The sequence below is a fragment of the Enterobacter cloacae complex sp. CDL013 genome (genome assembly GCF_049238805.1).
Classification (GTDB): Bacteria; Pseudomonadota; Gammaproteobacteria; order Enterobacterales; family Enterobacteriaceae; genus Enterobacter; species Enterobacter hormaechei_C.
The window spans coordinates 164,355-181,935 of sequence record NZ_JBMKGT010000006.1 but is presented as its reverse complement, the minus strand read 5'-3'; the positions used below and the strand labels follow the sequence as shown (position 1 = coordinate 181,935).

The window sequence follows — 17,581 nt, the reverse complement described above, 5'->3', positions numbered from 1 at the left end:
GATAAATGGCAATCGCAGATTTGGATAAGCAGCCAGATTCTGTTTCTTCCGTGCTGAAGGTGTTTGGCATCTTGCAGGCGCTCGGAGAAGAGCGTGAAATTGGTATTACAGAGTTGTCGCAGCGTGTGATGATGTCGAAAAGCACCGTTTATCGCTTTTTGCAGACGATGAAATCATTGGGTTATGTCGCGCAGGAAGGAGAATCAGAAAAATATTCTCTGACGCTGAAACTGTTTGAACTGGGCGCCCGCGCCTTGCAGAACGTGGATCTGATCCGCAGCGCTGACATTCAGATGCGTGAACTTTCACGACTGACGAAAGAGACAATTCACCTCGGTGCGCTGGATGAAGACAGCATTGTTTACATCCACAAAATTGACTCCATGTACAACCTGCGCATGTATTCACGCATCGGTCGTCGTAACCCGCTCTACAGCACCGCAATTGGTAAAGTACTGCTGGCCTGGCGCGATCGCGAAGAGGTGAAGCAGATCCTTGACGGGGTGGAGTACAAACGCAGCACCGACCGCACCATTACCAGTACGGATGAACTGCTGAGCGTGCTGGATAACGTGCGTGAGCAGGGTTACGGGGAAGATAACGAAGAGCAGGAAGAGGGGCTGCGTTGCATCGGTGTGCCGGTATTTGACCGCTTCGGCGTTGTCATTGCGGGCCTGAGCATTTCGTTCCCAACGCTGCGTTTCTCTGAAGAGCGTCTTCATGAATATGTGGCGATCCTGCATACCGCAGCGCGCAAAATTTCAGAGCAGATGGGATATAACGATTATCCGTTCTGATCGACGCTTTCAATAAAAACGCCGCAACAGTGCGGCGTTCTTGTAAGCGAAATTCAACGCTGATTAACCGTTATCAATCACATCAGATGATTTACGCAGCACAGGACAGTTGGTTAACCCGATGATCCCGCTGTCGGAATGAATGTACTGCGCCGTGCTTACCCCCCGGGCGGTAAGATATTTACACTGGATACCCAGACCCGCGGCATTTTCTTTGCTTCCCATTAATACGCCGTACCCACTTAATAACAGGCCGATCCACACAATGGCCAGTACAATTACTGTACGAATAAGTAAACGCATCGTTGCCTCTTTTTTCTTTGTTGTCATGGAGTAAGCGTAACGGGTTTACGCAGTGAAACAAGTGCACGATTCCGAAAAGCGTCTGTTGAAGGTACAGTTAGCCCCTGTTTAAGATAACCGTGATAACCTGGCTGCATCAGGTCATAAGACGGAGTGTGGAGTGAAAAAAATACGCTGGGTAATTCTGATTATAGTGTTGATAGCTTGTGTGGTGCTGTGGACGCAGACTATCAATGTGATGTGCGATCAGGATGTACAATTCTTTAGCGGCATTTGTTCAATCAATAAGTTTATCCCCTGGTAGAGGCCATTTTTACGCTGAGTGATGTCCTTACGTGGCGGCAGTGGTAAAATGACTGTTTTTACTGAGGTGGTGAAATGGGTGAGTTACTGAATTCGGGGCTGCTGAGCATTGCATCCCTGGTAATGTCTTTGGTGGTGCTGGTCGTTGGGCTGGTACTGTGGTTCTTCGTTAACCGCGCCAGCTCCCGCACAAACGAGCAGATTGAACTGCTGGAAGCATTGCTCGATCAGCAGAAACGGCAGAATGCGTTGCTGCGTCGTCTGTGCGAAGCCAACGAGCCGGAGGAGAAAGCGGTACCTAAGGACGCTGTTGCTCAACAACAGGACGAGGAAGACTTCATTCGCCTGGTAGCCGAACGATAGTTTGCCCGGAAAGGGAGGTGGCCTGACGTACGGCGTAAATCCCCTCCCTTATCAAATGTGATCCACAACATCCCAACATATAATTAAGCAGCAGTTAACTATTGTTTCAGCATACTGAAAACTGGTGAATATTTATCCTTATTCGATAATTACCGTTTCGTTGAATAAATTGTGTGTTTTATCTTTCCCGAAGTGTTTTATTTTTATCGAAACGTTTTGCTTGCCTTGTTTTGAGGCAGAGTCATAAAAATTTCATTATTTTGGTGCAGAATAACGCTAATTAAATGGTGGATTTTAATACAATTAGCAAAATGTAATTAACATCGTATATTCCCTGACACATGTCGGTGCGTTGCAATGTTTTCAGCATAACTTTTCACAAAATGTTCTAACTCAGTCATTCTTTTAAAGAAAATCAGGGATTGGGATGGACGCTTTGAAATGATTGAGCTATGTTTAAAAAGTCTTTGATTACAGGGCACGTCAACGCACCCTGCGGGCAGTGAGGTCAGGTAGCGCTTCATTTGACAATTCGCATAACTGTGCAGATTGTTATGGAGTAACACCTGAATTTGTGCGGCGGATCGAGACATGTTTAAAAATGGCTTGCCATATTAAACGTTGTGTGTGATAACACGTTTTGGGTCAAACGAGGTACAGTTCTGTTTATGTGTGGCATTTTCAGTAAAGAAGTCCTGAGTAAACACGTTGTCGTTGAATACCGCTTCTCTGCCGAACCTTATATTAGTGCCTCAAGCAGTAATGTCTCAGTTTTATCTAAGTCAAAGCCTGCGGGCTAAGAAAACACTCTAAGGAATTTTGCAAATGGCAAAGATTAAAGGTCAAGTTAAGTGGTTCAACGAGTCTAAAGGTTTTGGTTTCATTACTCCTGCTGACGGCAGCAAAGATGTGTTCGTACACTTCTCTGCAATCCAGGGTAACGGCTTCAAAACTCTGGCTGAAGGCCAGAACGTTGAGTTCGAAATTCAGGATGGCCAGAAAGGCCCAGCTGCGGTTAACGTAACTGCTATCTGATCGAATCACTGCTGACTGAAGCGCTCAGCGCTTCGATCCCAGACATAAGCCTCGCCGATGCGGGGCTTTTTTATTCACTTATTTTTCAAAATATTACGTAATCCTCCGCTGTTATTATCTTGTTGCAAACCCGCGAGAATATTAGCATTGTTTTCCCGCCTTATTATCAGCTTTTCCCGTTAAATCAGGGCGTTGATCAACAGCCCTGGGGTTAAGGTGAAAAAAAAGACAATAACGACCACCGGAAACTTTACTCCGGCACGTTTTGCACTTCTGTGTCTCGCTATCTTTTGTAGTCTTGCGTTTCTGCTGGGCCGCGTGGCGTGGCTGCAAATTATCAAACCGGATAATCTGGTTAAGCAGGAGGATATGCGCTCCCTGCGCGAAGTGGCGATAGACGCCCCGCGGGGGATGATTGTGGACCGTGAAGGACGACCCCTTGCGGTGAGCGTACCTGTCCAGGCCGTCTGGGCCGATCCCAAAACAGTGCTGGAAAAAGGGGGGATCGGTTATGATTCGCGCTGGCAGGCCCTGGCAAACGCCTTACATCTTTCTCTGAGCACGCTCGCATCGCGAATCAACAGTAACCCGCACGGGCGATTTATTTACCTTGCCCGTCAGGTTGATCCCTCCCAGGCAAAGTGGATCGATAAGCTGCGTCTTCCGGGTATCAACCTTCGCGATGAGTCCCGCCGCTTTTATCCTGCCGGGCACGTGGCGGCGAACCTGATTGGCTTCACCAATATTGATGGTCAGGGCATTGAGGGTGTCGAGAAAAGCTTCAACACGCAGCTTACCGGGAAGGCAGGCGTGCGGCTGGTCAGGAAAGATCGCTACGGACATGTGGTGGAGAACCTCACGGAGGTGGCTCCCGTACCTGCACATAATATCCAGCTTAGTATCGATGAACGCCTGCAAACTATCACCGAAGACGCGCTGGATAATGCCGTGGCGTGGAACAAAGCTGAGTCAGGCGCGTCGGTGCTAATTAATATCCAGACGGGCGAAATTCTGGCAATGGCGAGCTTCCCCGACTTCAACCCCAACAACCGGGAAGGGGCAACGCTGGATGATTTTCGCAATCGCGCGATCAGCGACACCTTTGAACCTGGCTCTACCGTTAAGCCTCTGGTGCTGATGACGGCGCTACAGCAGGGGCTGGTACAGCCTGACAGCGTCATAGACACGCATCCCTACACCATTGATGGCCATCGTATCCGCGATGTGGGCTACTATCCCGAGCTGACGATGACCGGCATCCTGCAAAAATCCAGTGACACGGGCGTGTCCCGTCTTTCGCTGGCGATGCCTGTGCAACGGTTACTGGATACCTATAAACACTTTGGCTTTGGCGAGAGTACCGGGCTTGGCTTAACGGGAGAAAGCGCAGGTTTACTGCCGCAGCGGAAATTCTGGAGCCAGTTAGACCGGGCGACCTTTGCCTTTGGATATGGCCTGATGGTAACCCCCCTCCAGCTGGCGCATGTGTATGCCACCATCGGCAGCTATGGCATTGAACGGCCTCTGTCCATCACCCGAATCGATCCGCCGGTGATTGGCAAGCGGGTGATGCCCGAGGAAATTGTTCACGAGGTGGAGCACATGATGGAGAGCGTCGCATTACCCGGCGGTGGTGGAATCAAAGCGGCGGTGCGTAACTATCGCGTGGCGATAAAAACCGGGACGGCCAAAAAAATCGATGAACACGGTAAGTATGTGGATAAATACGTCGCCTATACCGCAGGCGTTGCGCCTGCCAGCGATCCCCGTTTTGCGCTGGTGGTGGTGATTAACGATCCGCAAAACGGTGCCTATTACGGCGGGGCCGTTTCCGCGCCCGTTTTCAGCGAAATTATGGGGAACGTTCTGCGTCTGGAAAACGTAAAGCCTGACGGGCTGCCGGCAGATTCTGACCATCTGATCGTGATGCATCACCCAGCCGTTTATAACCCTGGCGAATAGCGGTACACTTCGCCTTTTGGTTTACGCCATGGAGCTGTCATGTCTTTCAGTTGTCCCCTTTGCCACGCGCCGCTGACGCGCGCGGAGAAAACGTTTATCTGTCCACAGGGACATCAGTTTGACCGGGCGAAAGAGGGCTATGTAAATCTTCTGCCGGTACAGCACAAGCGCTCCCGGGACCCGGGTGACAGCGCGGAGATGATGCAGGCGCGCCGGGCGTTTCTCGATGCCGGGCATTATCAACCGCTCAGGGATGCCGTTGTCGCCATACTCCGTGAATATCTGACAGAAGGCGCATCCGCCATGCTGGATATCGGCTGCGGCGAAGGCTACTACACCGCCACGTTTGCTGACGTAGCGGCTGAGAAGGGCGCCGAAACTTACGGGCTGGACGTGTCGAAAGTGGCAATCCGTGCGGCAGCCAAACGCTACTCAGCGGTAACGTTCTGCGTGGCCTCCAGCCACCGCCTGCCGTTTGAAAAAGCGAGTATGGACGCCGTGGTGCGTATCTATGCGCCGTGCAAGGCAGAGGAGCTGGCGCGCGTCGTTAAGCCCGGTGGCTGGGTTATCACCGTCACGCCAGGGCCGCGTCATCTGCTGGAGCTAAAAGGGCTGATCTATGATGAAGTTCACCTGCATGCGCCGCACTCTGAACAGCTGGCAGGCTTTGCGTTAAAGCAGGCGCAGTCGGTAGCGTATGAAATGACGTTGCAGGGAAGTGAAGCGGTGGCGTTACTGCAAATGACGCCGTTTGCGTGGCGGGCAAAACCAGAGGTGTGGGAAACGCTGGCAGCGCAGACAGAATTTCGCTGCCAGACGGATTTCAGCATCCATTGCTGGCAGCGCGAAGGTTAACCCGCGAAGTGTGCCCAAAGGATTTGGGCACCAATCCCGATCAACACGATACCGCCCAGAATTTCGGCGCGTTTGCCTAACAGCGGGCCAATGAACCGACCCACCATCATCCCCAGCGTTGACATGATCAGCGTGGCGCAGCCAATCGCCAGCGCGGTGGCGATAATATTGACCTGCAAAAACGCCAGACCGACACCCACGGCCATTGCATCCAGGCTGGTTGCGATGGCGGTTGTCACCAGAAGCCAGAAGCCGTGGCGTTGCAGCGGCGCATCATCTTCATCGCCGTTGCCACGAAAACCTTCAATCACCATACGTCCGCCGAGGAACACCAGCAGCACGAAAGCAATCCAGTGATTCCACTCCAGCACAAACTGGCTGGCGAGCATCCCCAGTCCCCAGCCGATAAGCGGCGTCAGCGTTTCGATAGCGCCAAAGATGAGACCGGTACGCAGGGCTTCGGAAAATTTAGGTTTATGGAGAGTGGCACCTTTGCCGATAGAGGCGGCAAATGCGTCCATGGACATGCCAAAAGCCAGAAGGATCGTAGCGGAGATATTCATAAGAGCGTCCAGACCGGGGATATCCATATGACACATCACTGCCCCCAGTAAACAGCAGTTGATGTATCTATGGTCTCGCCTGATCGCTTCTGGCACAGTAATTGTGCTTAAAAACGATCCGTACGCGCCACGTTTTTCAACGAGTATGTTGACACGTACATTTCCCGCAGGCAGGAAATCGGCTACTCCCCAACGACGGGCGCAACCTTAACATATTTTGAGAATATAAAACAACAACGAAGATGGCTTTATATAGCCACTATGTTGATAACGATTTTCATTTAGATTTATGCGTGAAAATATCGTTAATAAATATAAGTCAATTAACAGTGGAGATATAGCACCGGCTATATTGCTGGTTCAAGAATAATGCAATATATAGCCGATGCTATAATGATAACTCATTGAGTTTTAACAAGTAATTTGTATATCTTTTCCAGGTCATCAATATTTCTGACCCGGATGAGCAGGCGGCGTTGTTCTAATTGCATCACCAGAACCCCGTCTTCGGATAAATTCATCTCTTTAATACGGTTATATTCTATCCAGACATTGGCGAAGAAGAATCCGTGTTTTTTAAAAATGAGTTTTGGCGAGCGGATCCAGAACAGGTAAATCGCCATTAATGCCAGCGCACATAATAACCATGTGGTTAATATTGCGCCGTGGCTGGTCACATTATTGTAAATGAGGATGACTACCAGACCGGCGAAGATAAACGCATCAATACGTCCACGGCGTAAGAGGGGAAGGGTCAGCAGCGTCTCGCCGTGGCGGCGAGGCATAATAAACTCGTCATAGATCGCGTAAGCCAGAAGGGCAACAATAAATAAAACCAGTACGGTGTCCGTGACAGTCATTCATCCTCCAGATAAAAAGACCGGGGGCAAGCCCCCGGTCAGTAACGCATTTTATTACAGACCCAGCAGGCCGACAGCGTAGCCCGCGATACCGATGACGAAGAAGCCAACGATGATCCAAAGCGGGTTCACTTTCTTACGCAGCAGCCACATACAGGCGAAGGTTAACAGCAGCGGTACCAGGCCCGGCATCAGCTGGTCCAGAATGGTTTGCACGGTGGTAACGCGCGTCTGACCATCCTGACCGGTGATCGTTGATACCACCAGCGGGATGTTTACGTGCGTCCACTTGTTAACCAGCGCCCCCATTACAAACAGGCCGAGAATTGACGCCCCCTCAGTCAGTTTTTGCAGGAAGCCGCCGCCCATATCCTTAACGATATCCACACCTTTACGATAGCCGTACGCCACGCCGTAGTAACGGGTCAGCAGACGCACCGCGTTGAACAGGATGAAGAACAGCAGAGGACCGAGCAGGCTGCCGCTCATGGCGATCCCGGCGCCCAGCGCCGCAAAGACCGGACGCACGGTACCCCAGAAAATCGGGTCGCCCACGCCTGCCAGCGGCCCCATCAGACCAACTTTGATACCGTTGATGGCACCATCGTCGATTTCAGCCCCGTTCGCACGCTGCTCTTCCATCGCCAGCGTCACGCCCAGAACCGGCGCCGCAACATAAGGATGGGTGTTGAAGAATTCCAGATGACGCTTAATTGCCTGACGGCGTGCTTCGTTGTTTTCCGGATACAGGCGTTTGATGGCCGGCACCATGGAGAAGCAGAAGCCGAGCGCCTGCATACGTTCGAAGTTCCATGAACCCTGAAACAGGTTAGAACGGATGAACACGCCACGAATATCACCCGGAGTGAGTTTTTTCTCAGTGGTAGTTTTTGTCATATCAACCATTTCGCTCACCTGTTAGTCCAGTTCGTTATCGAGATCGTTGTTACCAGCAGCCTGCGCAGGGGCACCCGCGACACGGTTGTATTTCGGGCTGAGCTGGATATAAAGAATCGCCATCACCGCACCAATCACACCCAGCGCAACCAGGTTGAAGTTGGTGAACGCAGCGGTAACGAAGCCGAGGTAGAAGAATGGCATCAGGTAGCCCGCGCGCATCATGTTGATGACCATCGCATAACCGACCACCACGATCATACCCCCGGCGATATTCAGACCGCTGGTGACCACTTCAGGGATCGCATTCAGCATGCCCTGAACTTCGCTGGTACCGACAGAAATCGCCACGATAACTGCAGGGATCGCGATACGCATCGCTTGCAGGAACAGGGAAGAAACGTGGATCCAGGAGAGCGCGGTGAGGTTGCCGTTTTCGGCCGCCTTATCCGCCGCGTGCTGGAAGGCCACGGTAATAGTACGGACAATAATGGTCAGCACCTGACCCGCTGCGGCCAGCGGGATGGCCAGCGCGATACCGGCACCAATACTCTGATGACCGGCGATAACCAGAACGGTCGAAATAATGGACGCCAGCGCGGCATCTGGCGCAACTGCCGCACCGATGTTCATCCAGCCGAGGGCGATCATTTCCAGGGTACCACCGATGATGATACCGGTTTTCATGTCACCGAGAACGGCGCCAATCAACGTACAGGCCACCAGAGGTCGGTGGAACTGAAATTCATCAAGTACGGACTCCATACCCGCAATACACGCGACGATGAACACCAGCACAATCTGAAGAGTAGTAATCTCCATTGCACTTCTCCTATTACATAAGCTCTATATGAAAAACCGGCCCGGGCTTATTTCCCCACTTTGCCGATCAAATCCATCATTTTCAGTTTCTGATCCGTGGAAACCTTACGGGCTTCCAGCTCGATACCGCGTGCATTCAGCTTGTTGAAGGCCTCGATATCTTTCGCATCCACTGAAATCGCGTTGTTGACCTGCGTTTTGCCCTGACGGAAAGCCATACCGCCAATGTTAACGGAGGTGATTTTCACGCCGCCTTCAACAATGCGTTCAACGTCTGTCGGGTTGGTGAACAGAAGCATCACGCGTTCGCCCGCGTATTTCGGGTTGTTGTAAACGCGGATCATTTTGGCGACATCCACGACGTGCGCGGTGACGCCCGGCGGTGCAACCTGGGTAAGAAGGGTTTTACGGACAGTGTCGGCGGCCACTTCGTCACTGACCACGATGATGCGTTGTACGTTGGTCTCTTTGGTCCAGCGCGTCGCCACCTGGCCGTGGATCAGACGGTCATCAATACGCGCAAGGCCGATAACCATGTAATCGTTCGGACCCATTGGCTTCGCCGGTGCAGCGGCTTTTGGTGCAGCAGGGGCAGGGGCAGGTTTTTCAACCGGCTGCGCTTTCAGCGCCTTCACGCCTTCGCGACCGGTTTCCACCGCCAGCGCCACCAGCTCGTCAAAGCCTGGGTTGTCGTCACGCGCCATGAAGGTTTCCACCAACATCGGGATATTCACCCCGGCGACGACTTCATAATGCTCTTTATCGACGACAATGCGGCTGGCAGCGTTGAACGGGCTGCCGCCCCATGTATCCACGAGAAACAGCACGCCTTTGCTGGTATCCAGCTTCTCAAGCTGAGCAGTGTATTTTTCAATCAGCGTCTCGGCATTTTCACCGGGAACGAAATCGATCCAGCCGACGTTTTCCTGCTCGCCCAACAGCATTTCTGCCGTTTTGAGTAACTGCTCCGCAGCCCAACCATGTGTGCCTATGACAATAGCAATGGTCACTTGCTACCTCCTTTTATTATCATTTATACGTCTGCCAGGCAGGCGTACTGAGAATCGTATTGGCGAACCGAATCGATTCAGATAAGGGTTAGAGTTCAAAAAACTAAGACTTCCGCGAATTATTTTAGATAGTGAAAAAATAATTTATGTGATGAAGATCCGTAATTTAGCTACGCCTTACAGATTTTTCTCTAAGATAATCCGCGTGTGTTACAGAAGTTTGCAAAGGAACGTAAATCTTTGCTAAAAACCAATTGTCTCTGATATGTTTAGCGTCCGTTTAATTATTCAGGAGTATAGGGCTACAGCCCACTATATGGACCGTCACCGACGTCAGTCATCTTCCAGGCCATTCCGCGCCTTAATCACCGGCGATCTTCGCCACGCATCGACTCTCATTCCCTTTGAAATGCCCGACATTAGCGGGGCACCGTTTTGTCATTCCTTTAGCAGGGGCGTGTCATGGAATTCTTAATGGACCCGTCAATCTGGGTAGGCTTGCTTACGCTGGTCGTGCTGGAGATCGTTCTCGGTATTGATAACCTGGTGTTTATCGCCATCCTCGCAGATAAACTGCCGCCGAAACAGCGTGATAAAGCCCGTCTGATCGGCCTCTCGCTGGCGCTGATCATGCGTCTGGGCTTACTGTCTGTTATCTCGTGGATGGTCACCCTGACGAAGCCCCTGTTCACCGTCATGGATTTCACCTTCTCCGGCCGCGATTTAATTATGCTGGTAGGGGGACTGTTCCTGCTGTTCAAAGCCACAACAGAGCTGCATGAACGGCTGGAGAACCGGCAGCACGATGATGGCCACGGTAAGGGTTATGCCAGCTTCTGGGTGGTTGTTCTCCAGATTGTGGTGCTTGATGCGGTCTTCTCACTGGATGCGGTGATTACGGCGGTCGGCATGGTGAACCATCTGCCGGTGATGATGGCGGCGGTGGTGATTGCGATGGCGGTAATGCTGCTGGCGTCGAAACCGCTGACGCGTTTCGTCAACCAGCATCCGACGGTCGTTGTGCTGTGTCTGAGCTTCCTGCTGATGATTGGTCTGAGTCTGGTGGCAGAAGGGTTTGGCTTCCATATTCCGAAAGGCTACCTGTACGCCGCGATTGGCTTCTCGATTCTGATCGAGCTGTTTAACCAGATTGCGCGCCGTAACTTTATTAAGCAGCAGTCGAATCAGCCGCTGCGAGCCCGTACCGCAGATGCGATTCTGCGACTGATGGGCGGGCGTCGTCAGGTGAACGTGCAGGCTGATAACGAGAACCGCAACCCGGTTCCGGTGCCGGAAGGCGCGTTTGTGGAAGAAGAACGCTACATGATCAATGGCGTGCTTTCGCTGGCTTCCCGCTCCCTGCGCGGTATTATGACGCCGCGCGGCGAAATCAGCTGGGTGGACGCCAACCTGAGCGTCGACGAAATTCGTCAGCAGCTGCTCTCCTCGCCGCACAGCCTGTTCCCGGTCTGCCGGGGTGAGCTGGATGAGATCATCGGTGTGGTACGCGCGAAAGAGATGCTGGTGGCGCTGGAAGAGGGCGTTAACGTCGAGGCCGTAGCGGCCGCGTCGCCCGCAATCGTGGTGCCTGAAACGCTGGATCCGATCAACCTGCTGGGCGTATTGCGTCGTGCTCGCGGGAGCTTTGTTATCGTCACCAACGAATTTGGTGTGGTACAGGGCCTGGTGACGCCGTTGGACGTGCTGGAAGCCATTGCCGGTGAATTCCCTGATGCGGATGAAACCCCGGAAATCGTTGCCGACGGTGACGGCTGGCTGGTGAAAGGCACCACCGACCTGCACGCGCTCTCGCACACGCTGGGCGTTGAAAACGTGGTCAATGATGATGAAGACATTGCCACCGTGGCGGGGCTGGTGATCTCCGTTAACGGGCAGATCCCGCGTATCGGTGATGTGCTGGAGCTGCCGCCGCTGCAAATTACCATCGTCGAAGCCAACGACTATCGCGTTGATATGGTGCGTATTGTTAAAGAGCACTCTGCGCACGACGAAGAAGAGTAACGTTATCTAGCGTAACGGCAGTAAGGGCACGATGTGTCCGTTGTGACGGGCTGGCGGAGAGTGGCTTTCCGCCAGCCATTTCGGAAACTCGCGCAGCGGCATTGGCCGCGCATACAAGTACCCCTGCAAAATATGTACGCTGTGACGGCGCAGGTAGCGTGACTGCTCCTCGGTTTCCACCCCTTCCGCAACCAGTTCAATATTCAGTCGCTGGCCAAGCGCAATAATAATATCTGTTACCGTTGAGTTCACGGCGTCGGTGCCGATCGCGGTGGTGAAGGATTTATCAATTTTCAGCACATCCGGATGCAGTTTTTCTAGCCATGAAAGTGAGCTGTTGCCGGTACCAAAATCATCAATCGCAAGTTTCACCCCTTTGCGGTGCAGCTCCCGCACGATGCGGTAATCCACATCCAGCAACGCATCGCGTTCGGTTAACTCCACGATCAACTGTTGAACAGGGCTGGCGTTAAACCAGATGCGGTTGAGATCCTGGATAAGCGCAGCGCGGCGAAAATGGCTGGCGGCCACGTTAATGCCGATATGGAAATCGCGCGAGGCAGGGAAATAGCCTATCTGCCGCACCGTTTCGCTGATGACGTAGCGGGTAAGCGGAACAATCAGGTTATGTTCTTCGGCCAGAGGGATAAAGACATCGGGCGAAATCCATCCCTGACGCGGGTTGTTCCAGCGCAGGAGGATCTCGACGCCGGCGCATTCCCGGGTGCGGGCATTCACCAGCGGCTGGCAGAAGAGTTCAAACTCCCGGGCCGCAATTCCCATGTTGATTTCCCAGGTGAAACTGATTCGCCGCGCCGTGGCGAGCCAGGCGATATAGCCCATCAGTAAGCTGAGCATCAACGCCAGCGGCAGCTGGGTGGGCAGATTTTTTAACGCCATTTCGCCAGGCCCGGGGCCGCTCACCGTGACGCTGAAAGGGTAATGTTGTGACGACTGTTCCAGCAGGGAGGCGTTTTCATCGAAGGTCGGCGTAGTCGTCACCTGTTGCCCGTCGCGGAGGAAGTTATCTCCTACTCTCAGGACAACGTCGGTGATCTGCGGCCGCTGCGGCTCGAGAATCATTTTAGTGATGAGATCGATATTCACCACCTCCATCACCCCGTCGTTGCCGTCGCCCGCAACGGGAGACCACTGAATCAGTACCGGGCTGCCTTTTACCAGCCACCGGTCAGTCGACAGCAGCAGCCTGGATTCACTGACTGGAAGCTCCGGCACAAACTCACTGACGGGCACATTACGGCTGCCAAAGACGCTTGAGCAATACAGTATTCCGTCTTGAATGAGGGCGATGGAGCGTACGGTCTGGAGGATCGCCGCCTGTTTTCGCAGGATTAGATTTGCTTCGGAACAGGGTATGCCAACCAGTGAAAGTAGCGTTTCACGCTGGACCTCTAACGAGAGAAGCACCTTATCAAGCGCACGCACGGTGTGGTGGGTAAAGTCGTGGATCCGATCCTGATTTATGTTGCGCTGTGAAATAAAGCGAATGCCCAGCGTCAGGACGAGCGTAACGAGCGCAACCGTGACACAGACGATAACGCGTTTTCGGCGATAGTCTTTAATGATCGTTTGTGCAGTTTGCATGAACGGTCGCCTGTTAAGCACCGGCCAGAAAAGCCAGACGCAACAGTGACAGTGTAGTGGGGAATACGTGAAGCGACGAGACGAGAGGGGAAAATTCGCCCATCCGTTGCAGATGGGCGAAAGGAAGGCTTAGTCGCACTGCACCTTAATGGCCAGACCGCCGCGCGAGGTCTCACGGTACTTCGCGTTCATGTCCTTGCCGGTTTCGTACATGGTTTCAATAACCTTATCCAGCGACACGCGTGGCTCGCTGGTACGGCGCATCGCCATACGCGAGGCGTTGATCGCTTTGACGGAGGCGATGGCGTTACGCTCAATGCACGGCACCTGCACCTGACCGGCAACCGGGTCACAGGTCAGACCGAGGTTGTGCTCCATACCGATTTCCGCCGCCACGCACACCTGCTCAGGGCTGGCGCCCAACAGTTCCGCCAGACCCGCTGCCGCCATAGAGCAGGCCACGCCCACTTCACCCTGACAGCCTACTTCGGCACCAGAGATGGACGCATTCATTTTGTACAGCGCGCCGATAGCGCCTGCCGCGAGGAAATAACGGATATAGATATCCGGTGTCACGGGCTCAATAAAGTGATCGTAATAGGCCAGCACCGCCGGAACGATACCGCACGCGCCGTTGGTCGGCGCCGTCACCACGCGACCACCCGCTGCGTTCTCTTCGTTAACCGCGAGGGCAAACATGTTCACCCAGTCGACCACGTTCATTGGGTCATTGGAGAACTTGTCGGTGGTGACCAGCATGCGGCGCAGCGCAGAGGCACGACGCGGTACGCGCAGAGGCCCAGGCAGAACACCCTCGGTGTTCATCCCGCGGTCAATACAGGCGCGCATGGTTTGCCACACGTTAGCAAAATAGTCTTCGATCTCTTTCTTGCTGTGCAGCGCCAGTTCGTTCTGCATCACCATGCCGGACAGGGACAGACCGGTCTCTTTGCAGTAGCCCAGCATCTCGGTGGCCGATTTAAACGGATAGGGCACATTGACGTCGCCCGCGCTCTCTTTACCAAAGTGTTCTTCGTCAACGATAAAGCCGCCGCCGATGGAGTAGTAGGTTTTACTGTAGATCTCTTTTTCGCCGCTCCAGGCGTGGATGGTCATGCCGTTTTCATGCAGCGGCAGGTTGTCGCTACGAAAACGCATCCCGTCATCCTGCGGGAAGTCCACTTCGTGCTGACCGTTAGCCAGCAGTAAGCGTCCGCGCGTTTCCACGTCGCGGATAAATGCCGGAATGGCATCAATATCAATAGTGTCCGGCATATTGCCTGCCAGACCCATAATAATGGCGATATCGGTGTGGTGGCCTTTACCCGTTAATGACAGTGAACCGTAAACGTCTACGGCGACACGGGTAACGCTTTCCAGTAATCCTTTTTCGACCAGATCATCGACGAACTGTTTACCGGCCTTCATCGGCCCTACAGTGTGGGAAGAGGAAGGACCAATCCCCACTTTGAACATGTCGAATATACTAATCACTTTCACACTCCTGACAGGGTTACTGGGGTTCCAGTAACGATGTTATAACTGCGCATAGTGTAAGAGGGAACACCAACCTCGGCTTAACTATTCACATGAATTAAACTAATGGTTAACGATGGTTTTGCTAATAGCGCGACGCCGATCGCAAACCTGCCAGAAAAGGGCGGAATGTAAAGTATAGTCAAGGCTTCAGGCCGATTTGCAGGGCCAGCTCACGAATGATGCCTGCCGTCATGCCCCAGACAAAATAATGCTGATACCACGACAGCCAGACCCGATGATCGTGTCCGCGGCGGTGAATATCCAGTGGGTGATAGCGGCCCAGACGAAGGGCCTCTTCCAGCGGCATTTCGAACACCGCTGAAACTTCATCGACGCTGGCGTGATACTGAAGATCGGGCGGAATAATGCCAACGACCGGCGTGACCTGAAAACCGGTTACGCTGTCCACTGGCGGCAGCACGCCGATCACCTCGACTGTCTCCGGGGGGATCGCCACTTCCTCATGCGCTTCACGCAGTGCGGCGGCAATCAGGGATGCATCGGTGCTGTCCACCGCGCCGCCCGGAAACGCAACCTGACCGGCGTGTTTTCGCATATGCGGTGAGCGCTGGGTAAGCAACAGACCCGGCTGCTCACGGCGCACGACCGGGATCAGCACCGCCGCCTGACGTTGATTCAGCGTGGCGCGGCTAACCTGGGGCCGCAGAAGCTGAAAGCGCGACAGAAAATCATCCAGCGTCAGGTTGTCTTTCTTCACCGTAAATTCTCCAGTTGTTTCAGGATACGATTCACTTTATCAAAGGTTTCCTGATATTCCGCCTCGACCTGGCTATCGGCCACAATGCCACCGCCTGCGGAACAGTACAGGTTACCGTCGCACGCCGTCAGGGTGCGAATAGTGATGCTGGTATCCATGGTGCCGCACAGACTCACATAGCCGATGCTGCCGCACCAGGCGTTGCGGCGATGTGGTTCCAGTTCGTCGATGATCTCCATCGCCCGGACCTTCGGCGCGCCGGTGATGGAGCCGCCCGGAAACGCGGCGCGGAGCAGATCGCAGGCGGTTCGCGAGGCCGGCAGGCGTGCGGTGATGGTGCTGACCAGATGATGCACCGCCGGGAATGGCTCCACGACGAACAGCTCCGGCACGCGCACGCTGCCCGGCTCGGCGACGCGACCAATATCATTGCGCATCAGATCGACAATCATCAGGTTTTCAGCACGATCTTTGGGAGAGGCCGCCAGCGTCTCCGCCTGCTGGCGGTCGGCGTCGGCGTTGGCAAGGCGCGGCAGTGTGCCCTTTATTGGGCGGGTCTGAATCATACCGTCAGCCAGGTGGATAAAACGCTCAGGCGAAAGGCTGAGTATGGCGCCGTGTTCAAAGCGTAAAAATGCACTGAACGGGGCCTTATTGCTGGCATTGAGGCGGGTAAACGCCTGCCATTCGTCTCCCTTGTACTCCGCCTGGAAACGCTGGGCAAGGTTGACCTGATAACAGTCGCCACTGTGAAGATACGCCTGCACACGGGAGAATTTTTCCGCGTATTCCTCCGCGCTCATGTTCGAGCGCCAGCCGGAGGTCAGCATAAAGTGTTCCGGGGCGGCGGGCCGTTGCGCCTCAAGCCAGGCCAGACGCGCCTGTACGTCCCGGTGGCTCAGCAGAGAAACCGTCTGCTTACGGTGATCCACGATCAGCGCCCAGTCATACAGCCCCACCGCCATATCCGGCAGGGAAATATCCGCCTGCGCATGCTCGGGCAGCTTTTCGAAACGGCGACCCAGATCGTAACCAAACAGGCCCAGCGCGCCCCCCTGGAAAGGCAGATCCGGATCAGGTGTGGCAGTTAAGCCCAGAGCATCGATCTCGTTCTGAAGCCGCATCAGCGGATCGTCCGTTGGCGACAGCGCATCGGTCGTCAGCGTTTTAACCGGGTCGGCCACCAGAATATCAAAGCGGCTGTAGGGGTGATCCGCATGGCCGGAGTGCAGCAGCATGGCAAAAGGAAGGTGGCTCAGACGGGCAAACCAGAACTCCGCGGCGTCAGCACGCCAGGGCAAGGTCATAACAGTGGGGAAGCGCATGTTCATGTATGGCATACTACCGGGCAGCGTGAAATAATTAGCGCGAATAATTTAGCAGGAGTTAACGATGTTTGCAGGTTTACCTTCTCTCAGCCATGACCAACAGCAGAAAGCCGTTGAACGTATTCAGGAGCTGATGTCCCAGGGGATGAGCAGCGGACAGGCAATTTCCCAGGTCGCGGAAGAACTTCGCGCCACCCATACCGGCGAGCGGATCGTGGCGCGCTTTGAGGATGAAGATGAAGAATAACCGGCTTACACTGCCGCGATAATCTTGATCTCAACCTTATATTCCGGTTTCATCAGCGTGGCCTGTACGGTGCAGCGTACAGGCGCGTGACCCGCCACCACCCACGCATCCCATGCTTTATTCATCGCCGCGAAATCGTCTTTATTCGCCAGAAAAATCGTCGCATCCAGAATGCGGGATTTGTCGCTGCCCTGTTTTTCCAGTACGGCGTCGATCTGCGCCAGGGTGTTGGCGGTCTGCTCGAAGGCGTCGGCGTCCAGATTGGCAGGGACGCCGGTGTAGTACAGCGTCTGGTTGTGGATCACCACATCAGACCAGCGGGCTTCGGCATCAATGCGCGTAATTGTCATAA

20 protein-coding genes, 1 pseudogene and 1 riboswitch are annotated in these 17,581 nt (G+C 53.9%); of the genes and pseudogenes, 10 read left to right on the top strand and 11 right to left on the bottom strand.

Going from position 1 to position 17,581, the window contains the following annotated elements; all coding sequences use genetic code 11:
* Positions 1 to 5: 5 nt before the first annotated feature.
* The gene (kdgR, locus tag ACOTXD_RS13800; RefSeq protein WP_003859903.1) at positions 6 to 797 is read left to right on the top strand and encodes a DNA-binding transcriptional regulator KdgR; all 792 of its coding nucleotides are present in this window, start codon (positions 6 to 8) and stop codon (positions 795 to 797) included.
* Between the two features lie 63 nt (positions 798 to 860).
* On the opposite strand, the gene ACOTXD_RS13795 is transcribed toward kdgR, so the two are convergent.
* The gene (locus ACOTXD_RS13795; protein ID WP_003859905.1) at positions 861 to 1,100 is read right to left on the bottom strand and encodes a YobH family protein; all 240 of its coding nucleotides are present in this window, start codon (positions 1,098 to 1,100) and stop codon (positions 861 to 863) included.
* A gap of 160 nt (positions 1,101 to 1,260) precedes the next feature.
* Between ACOTXD_RS13795 and mgrB the strand changes: the two genes are divergently transcribed.
* The 6 genes and pseudogenes from mgrB to rlmA all read left to right on the top strand — a co-directional run bounded on the left by mgrB (position 1,261) and on the right by rlmA (position 5,618).
* Complete coding sequence (gene mgrB, locus ACOTXD_RS13790) at positions 1,261 to 1,404, top strand: PhoP/PhoQ regulator MgrB (RefSeq protein ID WP_003859906.1); 144 nt, start codon at positions 1,261 to 1,263, stop codon at positions 1,402 to 1,404.
* Between the two features lie 74 nt (positions 1,405 to 1,478).
* Positions 1,479 to 1,766, top strand: a complete 288-nt coding sequence (locus ACOTXD_RS13785; protein ID WP_003859907.1) for a YebO family protein — start codon at positions 1,479 to 1,481, stop codon at positions 1,764 to 1,766.
* A gap of 668 nt (positions 1,767 to 2,434) precedes the next feature.
* Positions 2,435 to 2,579: pseudogene (locus ACOTXD_RS13780) on the top strand (DUF2627 domain-containing protein).
* A gap of 12 nt (positions 2,580 to 2,591) precedes the next feature.
* Entirely contained in the window at positions 2,592 to 2,801 is a 210-nt protein-coding gene (gene cspE, locus ACOTXD_RS13775; protein ID WP_001062678.1) for a transcription antiterminator/RNA stability regulator CspE, read from the top strand.
* 216 nt (positions 2,802 to 3,017) lie between these two features.
* Positions 3,018 to 4,763, top strand: a complete 1,746-nt coding sequence (gene ftsI / locus ACOTXD_RS13770) for a peptidoglycan glycosyltransferase FtsI (RefSeq protein ID WP_003859909.1) — start codon at positions 3,018 to 3,020, stop codon at positions 4,761 to 4,763.
* A gap of 39 nt (positions 4,764 to 4,802) precedes the next feature.
* Positions 4,803 to 5,618: a 23S rRNA (guanine(745)-N(1))-methyltransferase gene (gene rlmA / locus ACOTXD_RS13765; protein WP_023314329.1), complete on the top strand. Its 816-nt coding sequence runs from the start codon at positions 4,803 to 4,805 to the stop codon at positions 5,616 to 5,618.
* Here the strand turns inward: rlmA and mntP are convergent.
* From mntP to manX, 5 genes are all read right to left on the bottom strand, one after another.
* A complete protein-coding gene (gene mntP, locus ACOTXD_RS13760; protein WP_003859911.1) occupies positions 5,615 to 6,181 on the bottom strand; it encodes a manganese efflux pump MntP in 567 nt (188 codons plus the stop codon). The genes rlmA and mntP overlap by 4 nt on opposite strands.
* 1 nt (position 6,182) lies before the next feature.
* Positions 6,183 to 6,384: riboswitch (yybP-ykoY riboswitch) on the bottom strand.
* Positions 6,385 to 6,582: 198 nt separating this feature from the next.
* Positions 6,583 to 7,041, bottom strand: a complete 459-nt coding sequence (locus ACOTXD_RS13755) for a DUF986 family protein (protein WP_003859912.1) — start codon at positions 7,039 to 7,041, stop codon at positions 6,583 to 6,585.
* Positions 7,042 to 7,095: 54 nt separating this feature from the next.
* On the bottom strand, positions 7,096 to 7,947 hold the full coding sequence (locus ACOTXD_RS13750) for a PTS mannose transporter subunit IID (RefSeq protein WP_006810994.1): 852 nt from the start codon (positions 7,945 to 7,947) through the stop codon (positions 7,096 to 7,098).
* Positions 7,948 to 7,959: 12 nt separating this feature from the next.
* On the bottom strand, positions 7,960 to 8,760 hold the full coding sequence (manY, locus tag ACOTXD_RS13745) for a PTS mannose transporter subunit IIC (protein ID WP_003859914.1): 801 nt from the start codon (positions 8,758 to 8,760) through the stop codon (positions 7,960 to 7,962).
* A gap of 47 nt (positions 8,761 to 8,807) precedes the next feature.
* Positions 8,808 to 9,770, bottom strand: coding sequence for a PTS mannose transporter subunit IIAB (gene manX, locus ACOTXD_RS13740; RefSeq protein WP_022651434.1), 963 nt, complete (start codon positions 9,768 to 9,770; stop codon positions 8,808 to 8,810).
* Positions 9,771 to 10,035: 265 nt separating this feature from the next.
* Between manX and ACOTXD_RS13735 the strand changes: the two genes are divergently transcribed.
* On the top strand, positions 10,036 to 10,245 hold the full coding sequence (locus tag ACOTXD_RS13735; protein WP_073970467.1) for a protein YoaL: 210 nt from the start codon (positions 10,036 to 10,038) through the stop codon (positions 10,243 to 10,245).
* On the top strand, positions 10,233 to 11,792 hold the full coding sequence (yoaE, locus tag ACOTXD_RS13730) for a CNNM family cation transport protein YoaE (RefSeq protein ID WP_003859916.1): 1,560 nt from the start codon (positions 10,233 to 10,235) through the stop codon (positions 11,790 to 11,792). The genes ACOTXD_RS13735 and yoaE overlap by 13 nt, the downstream gene beginning before the upstream one ends.
* A gap of 6 nt (positions 11,793 to 11,798) precedes the next feature.
* Here yoaE and ACOTXD_RS13725 read toward each other — a convergent pair whose 3' ends face one another.
* The 4 genes from ACOTXD_RS13725 to pabB all read right to left on the bottom strand — a co-directional run bounded on the left by ACOTXD_RS13725 (position 11,799) and on the right by pabB (position 16,985).
* The gene (locus tag ACOTXD_RS13725; protein ID WP_045329810.1) at positions 11,799 to 13,397 is read right to left on the bottom strand and encodes an EAL domain-containing protein; all 1,599 of its coding nucleotides are present in this window, start codon (positions 13,395 to 13,397) and stop codon (positions 11,799 to 11,801) included.
* A 129-nt stretch (positions 13,398 to 13,526) separates the two neighbouring features.
* Entirely contained in the window at positions 13,527 to 14,891 is a 1,365-nt protein-coding gene (sdaA, locus tag ACOTXD_RS13720) for an L-serine ammonia-lyase (protein WP_061856484.1), read from the bottom strand.
* Between the two features lie 184 nt (positions 14,892 to 15,075).
* Positions 15,076 to 15,654, bottom strand: coding sequence for a CoA pyrophosphatase (locus ACOTXD_RS13715; RefSeq protein WP_003859921.1), 579 nt, complete (start codon positions 15,652 to 15,654; stop codon positions 15,076 to 15,078).
* Positions 15,651 to 16,985, bottom strand: a complete 1,335-nt coding sequence (pabB, locus tag ACOTXD_RS13710) for an aminodeoxychorismate synthase component 1 (RefSeq protein WP_048240599.1) — start codon at positions 16,983 to 16,985, stop codon at positions 15,651 to 15,653. The genes ACOTXD_RS13715 and pabB overlap by 4 nt, the downstream gene beginning before the upstream one ends.
* A gap of 61 nt (positions 16,986 to 17,046) precedes the next feature.
* On the opposite strand from pabB, the gene ACOTXD_RS13705 reads away from it, so the two are divergent.
* The gene (locus tag ACOTXD_RS13705) at positions 17,047 to 17,229 is read left to right on the top strand and encodes a YoaH family protein (RefSeq protein ID WP_003859925.1); all 183 of its coding nucleotides are present in this window, start codon (positions 17,047 to 17,049) and stop codon (positions 17,227 to 17,229) included.
* A 5-nt stretch (positions 17,230 to 17,234) separates the two neighbouring features.
* Here the strand turns inward: ACOTXD_RS13705 and ACOTXD_RS13700 are convergent, their stop codons facing one another.
* Complete coding sequence (locus ACOTXD_RS13700; RefSeq protein ID WP_003859927.1) at positions 17,235 to 17,579, bottom strand: RidA family protein; 345 nt, start codon at positions 17,577 to 17,579, stop codon at positions 17,235 to 17,237.
* Between the last annotated feature and the right edge of the window lie 2 nt (positions 17,580 to 17,581).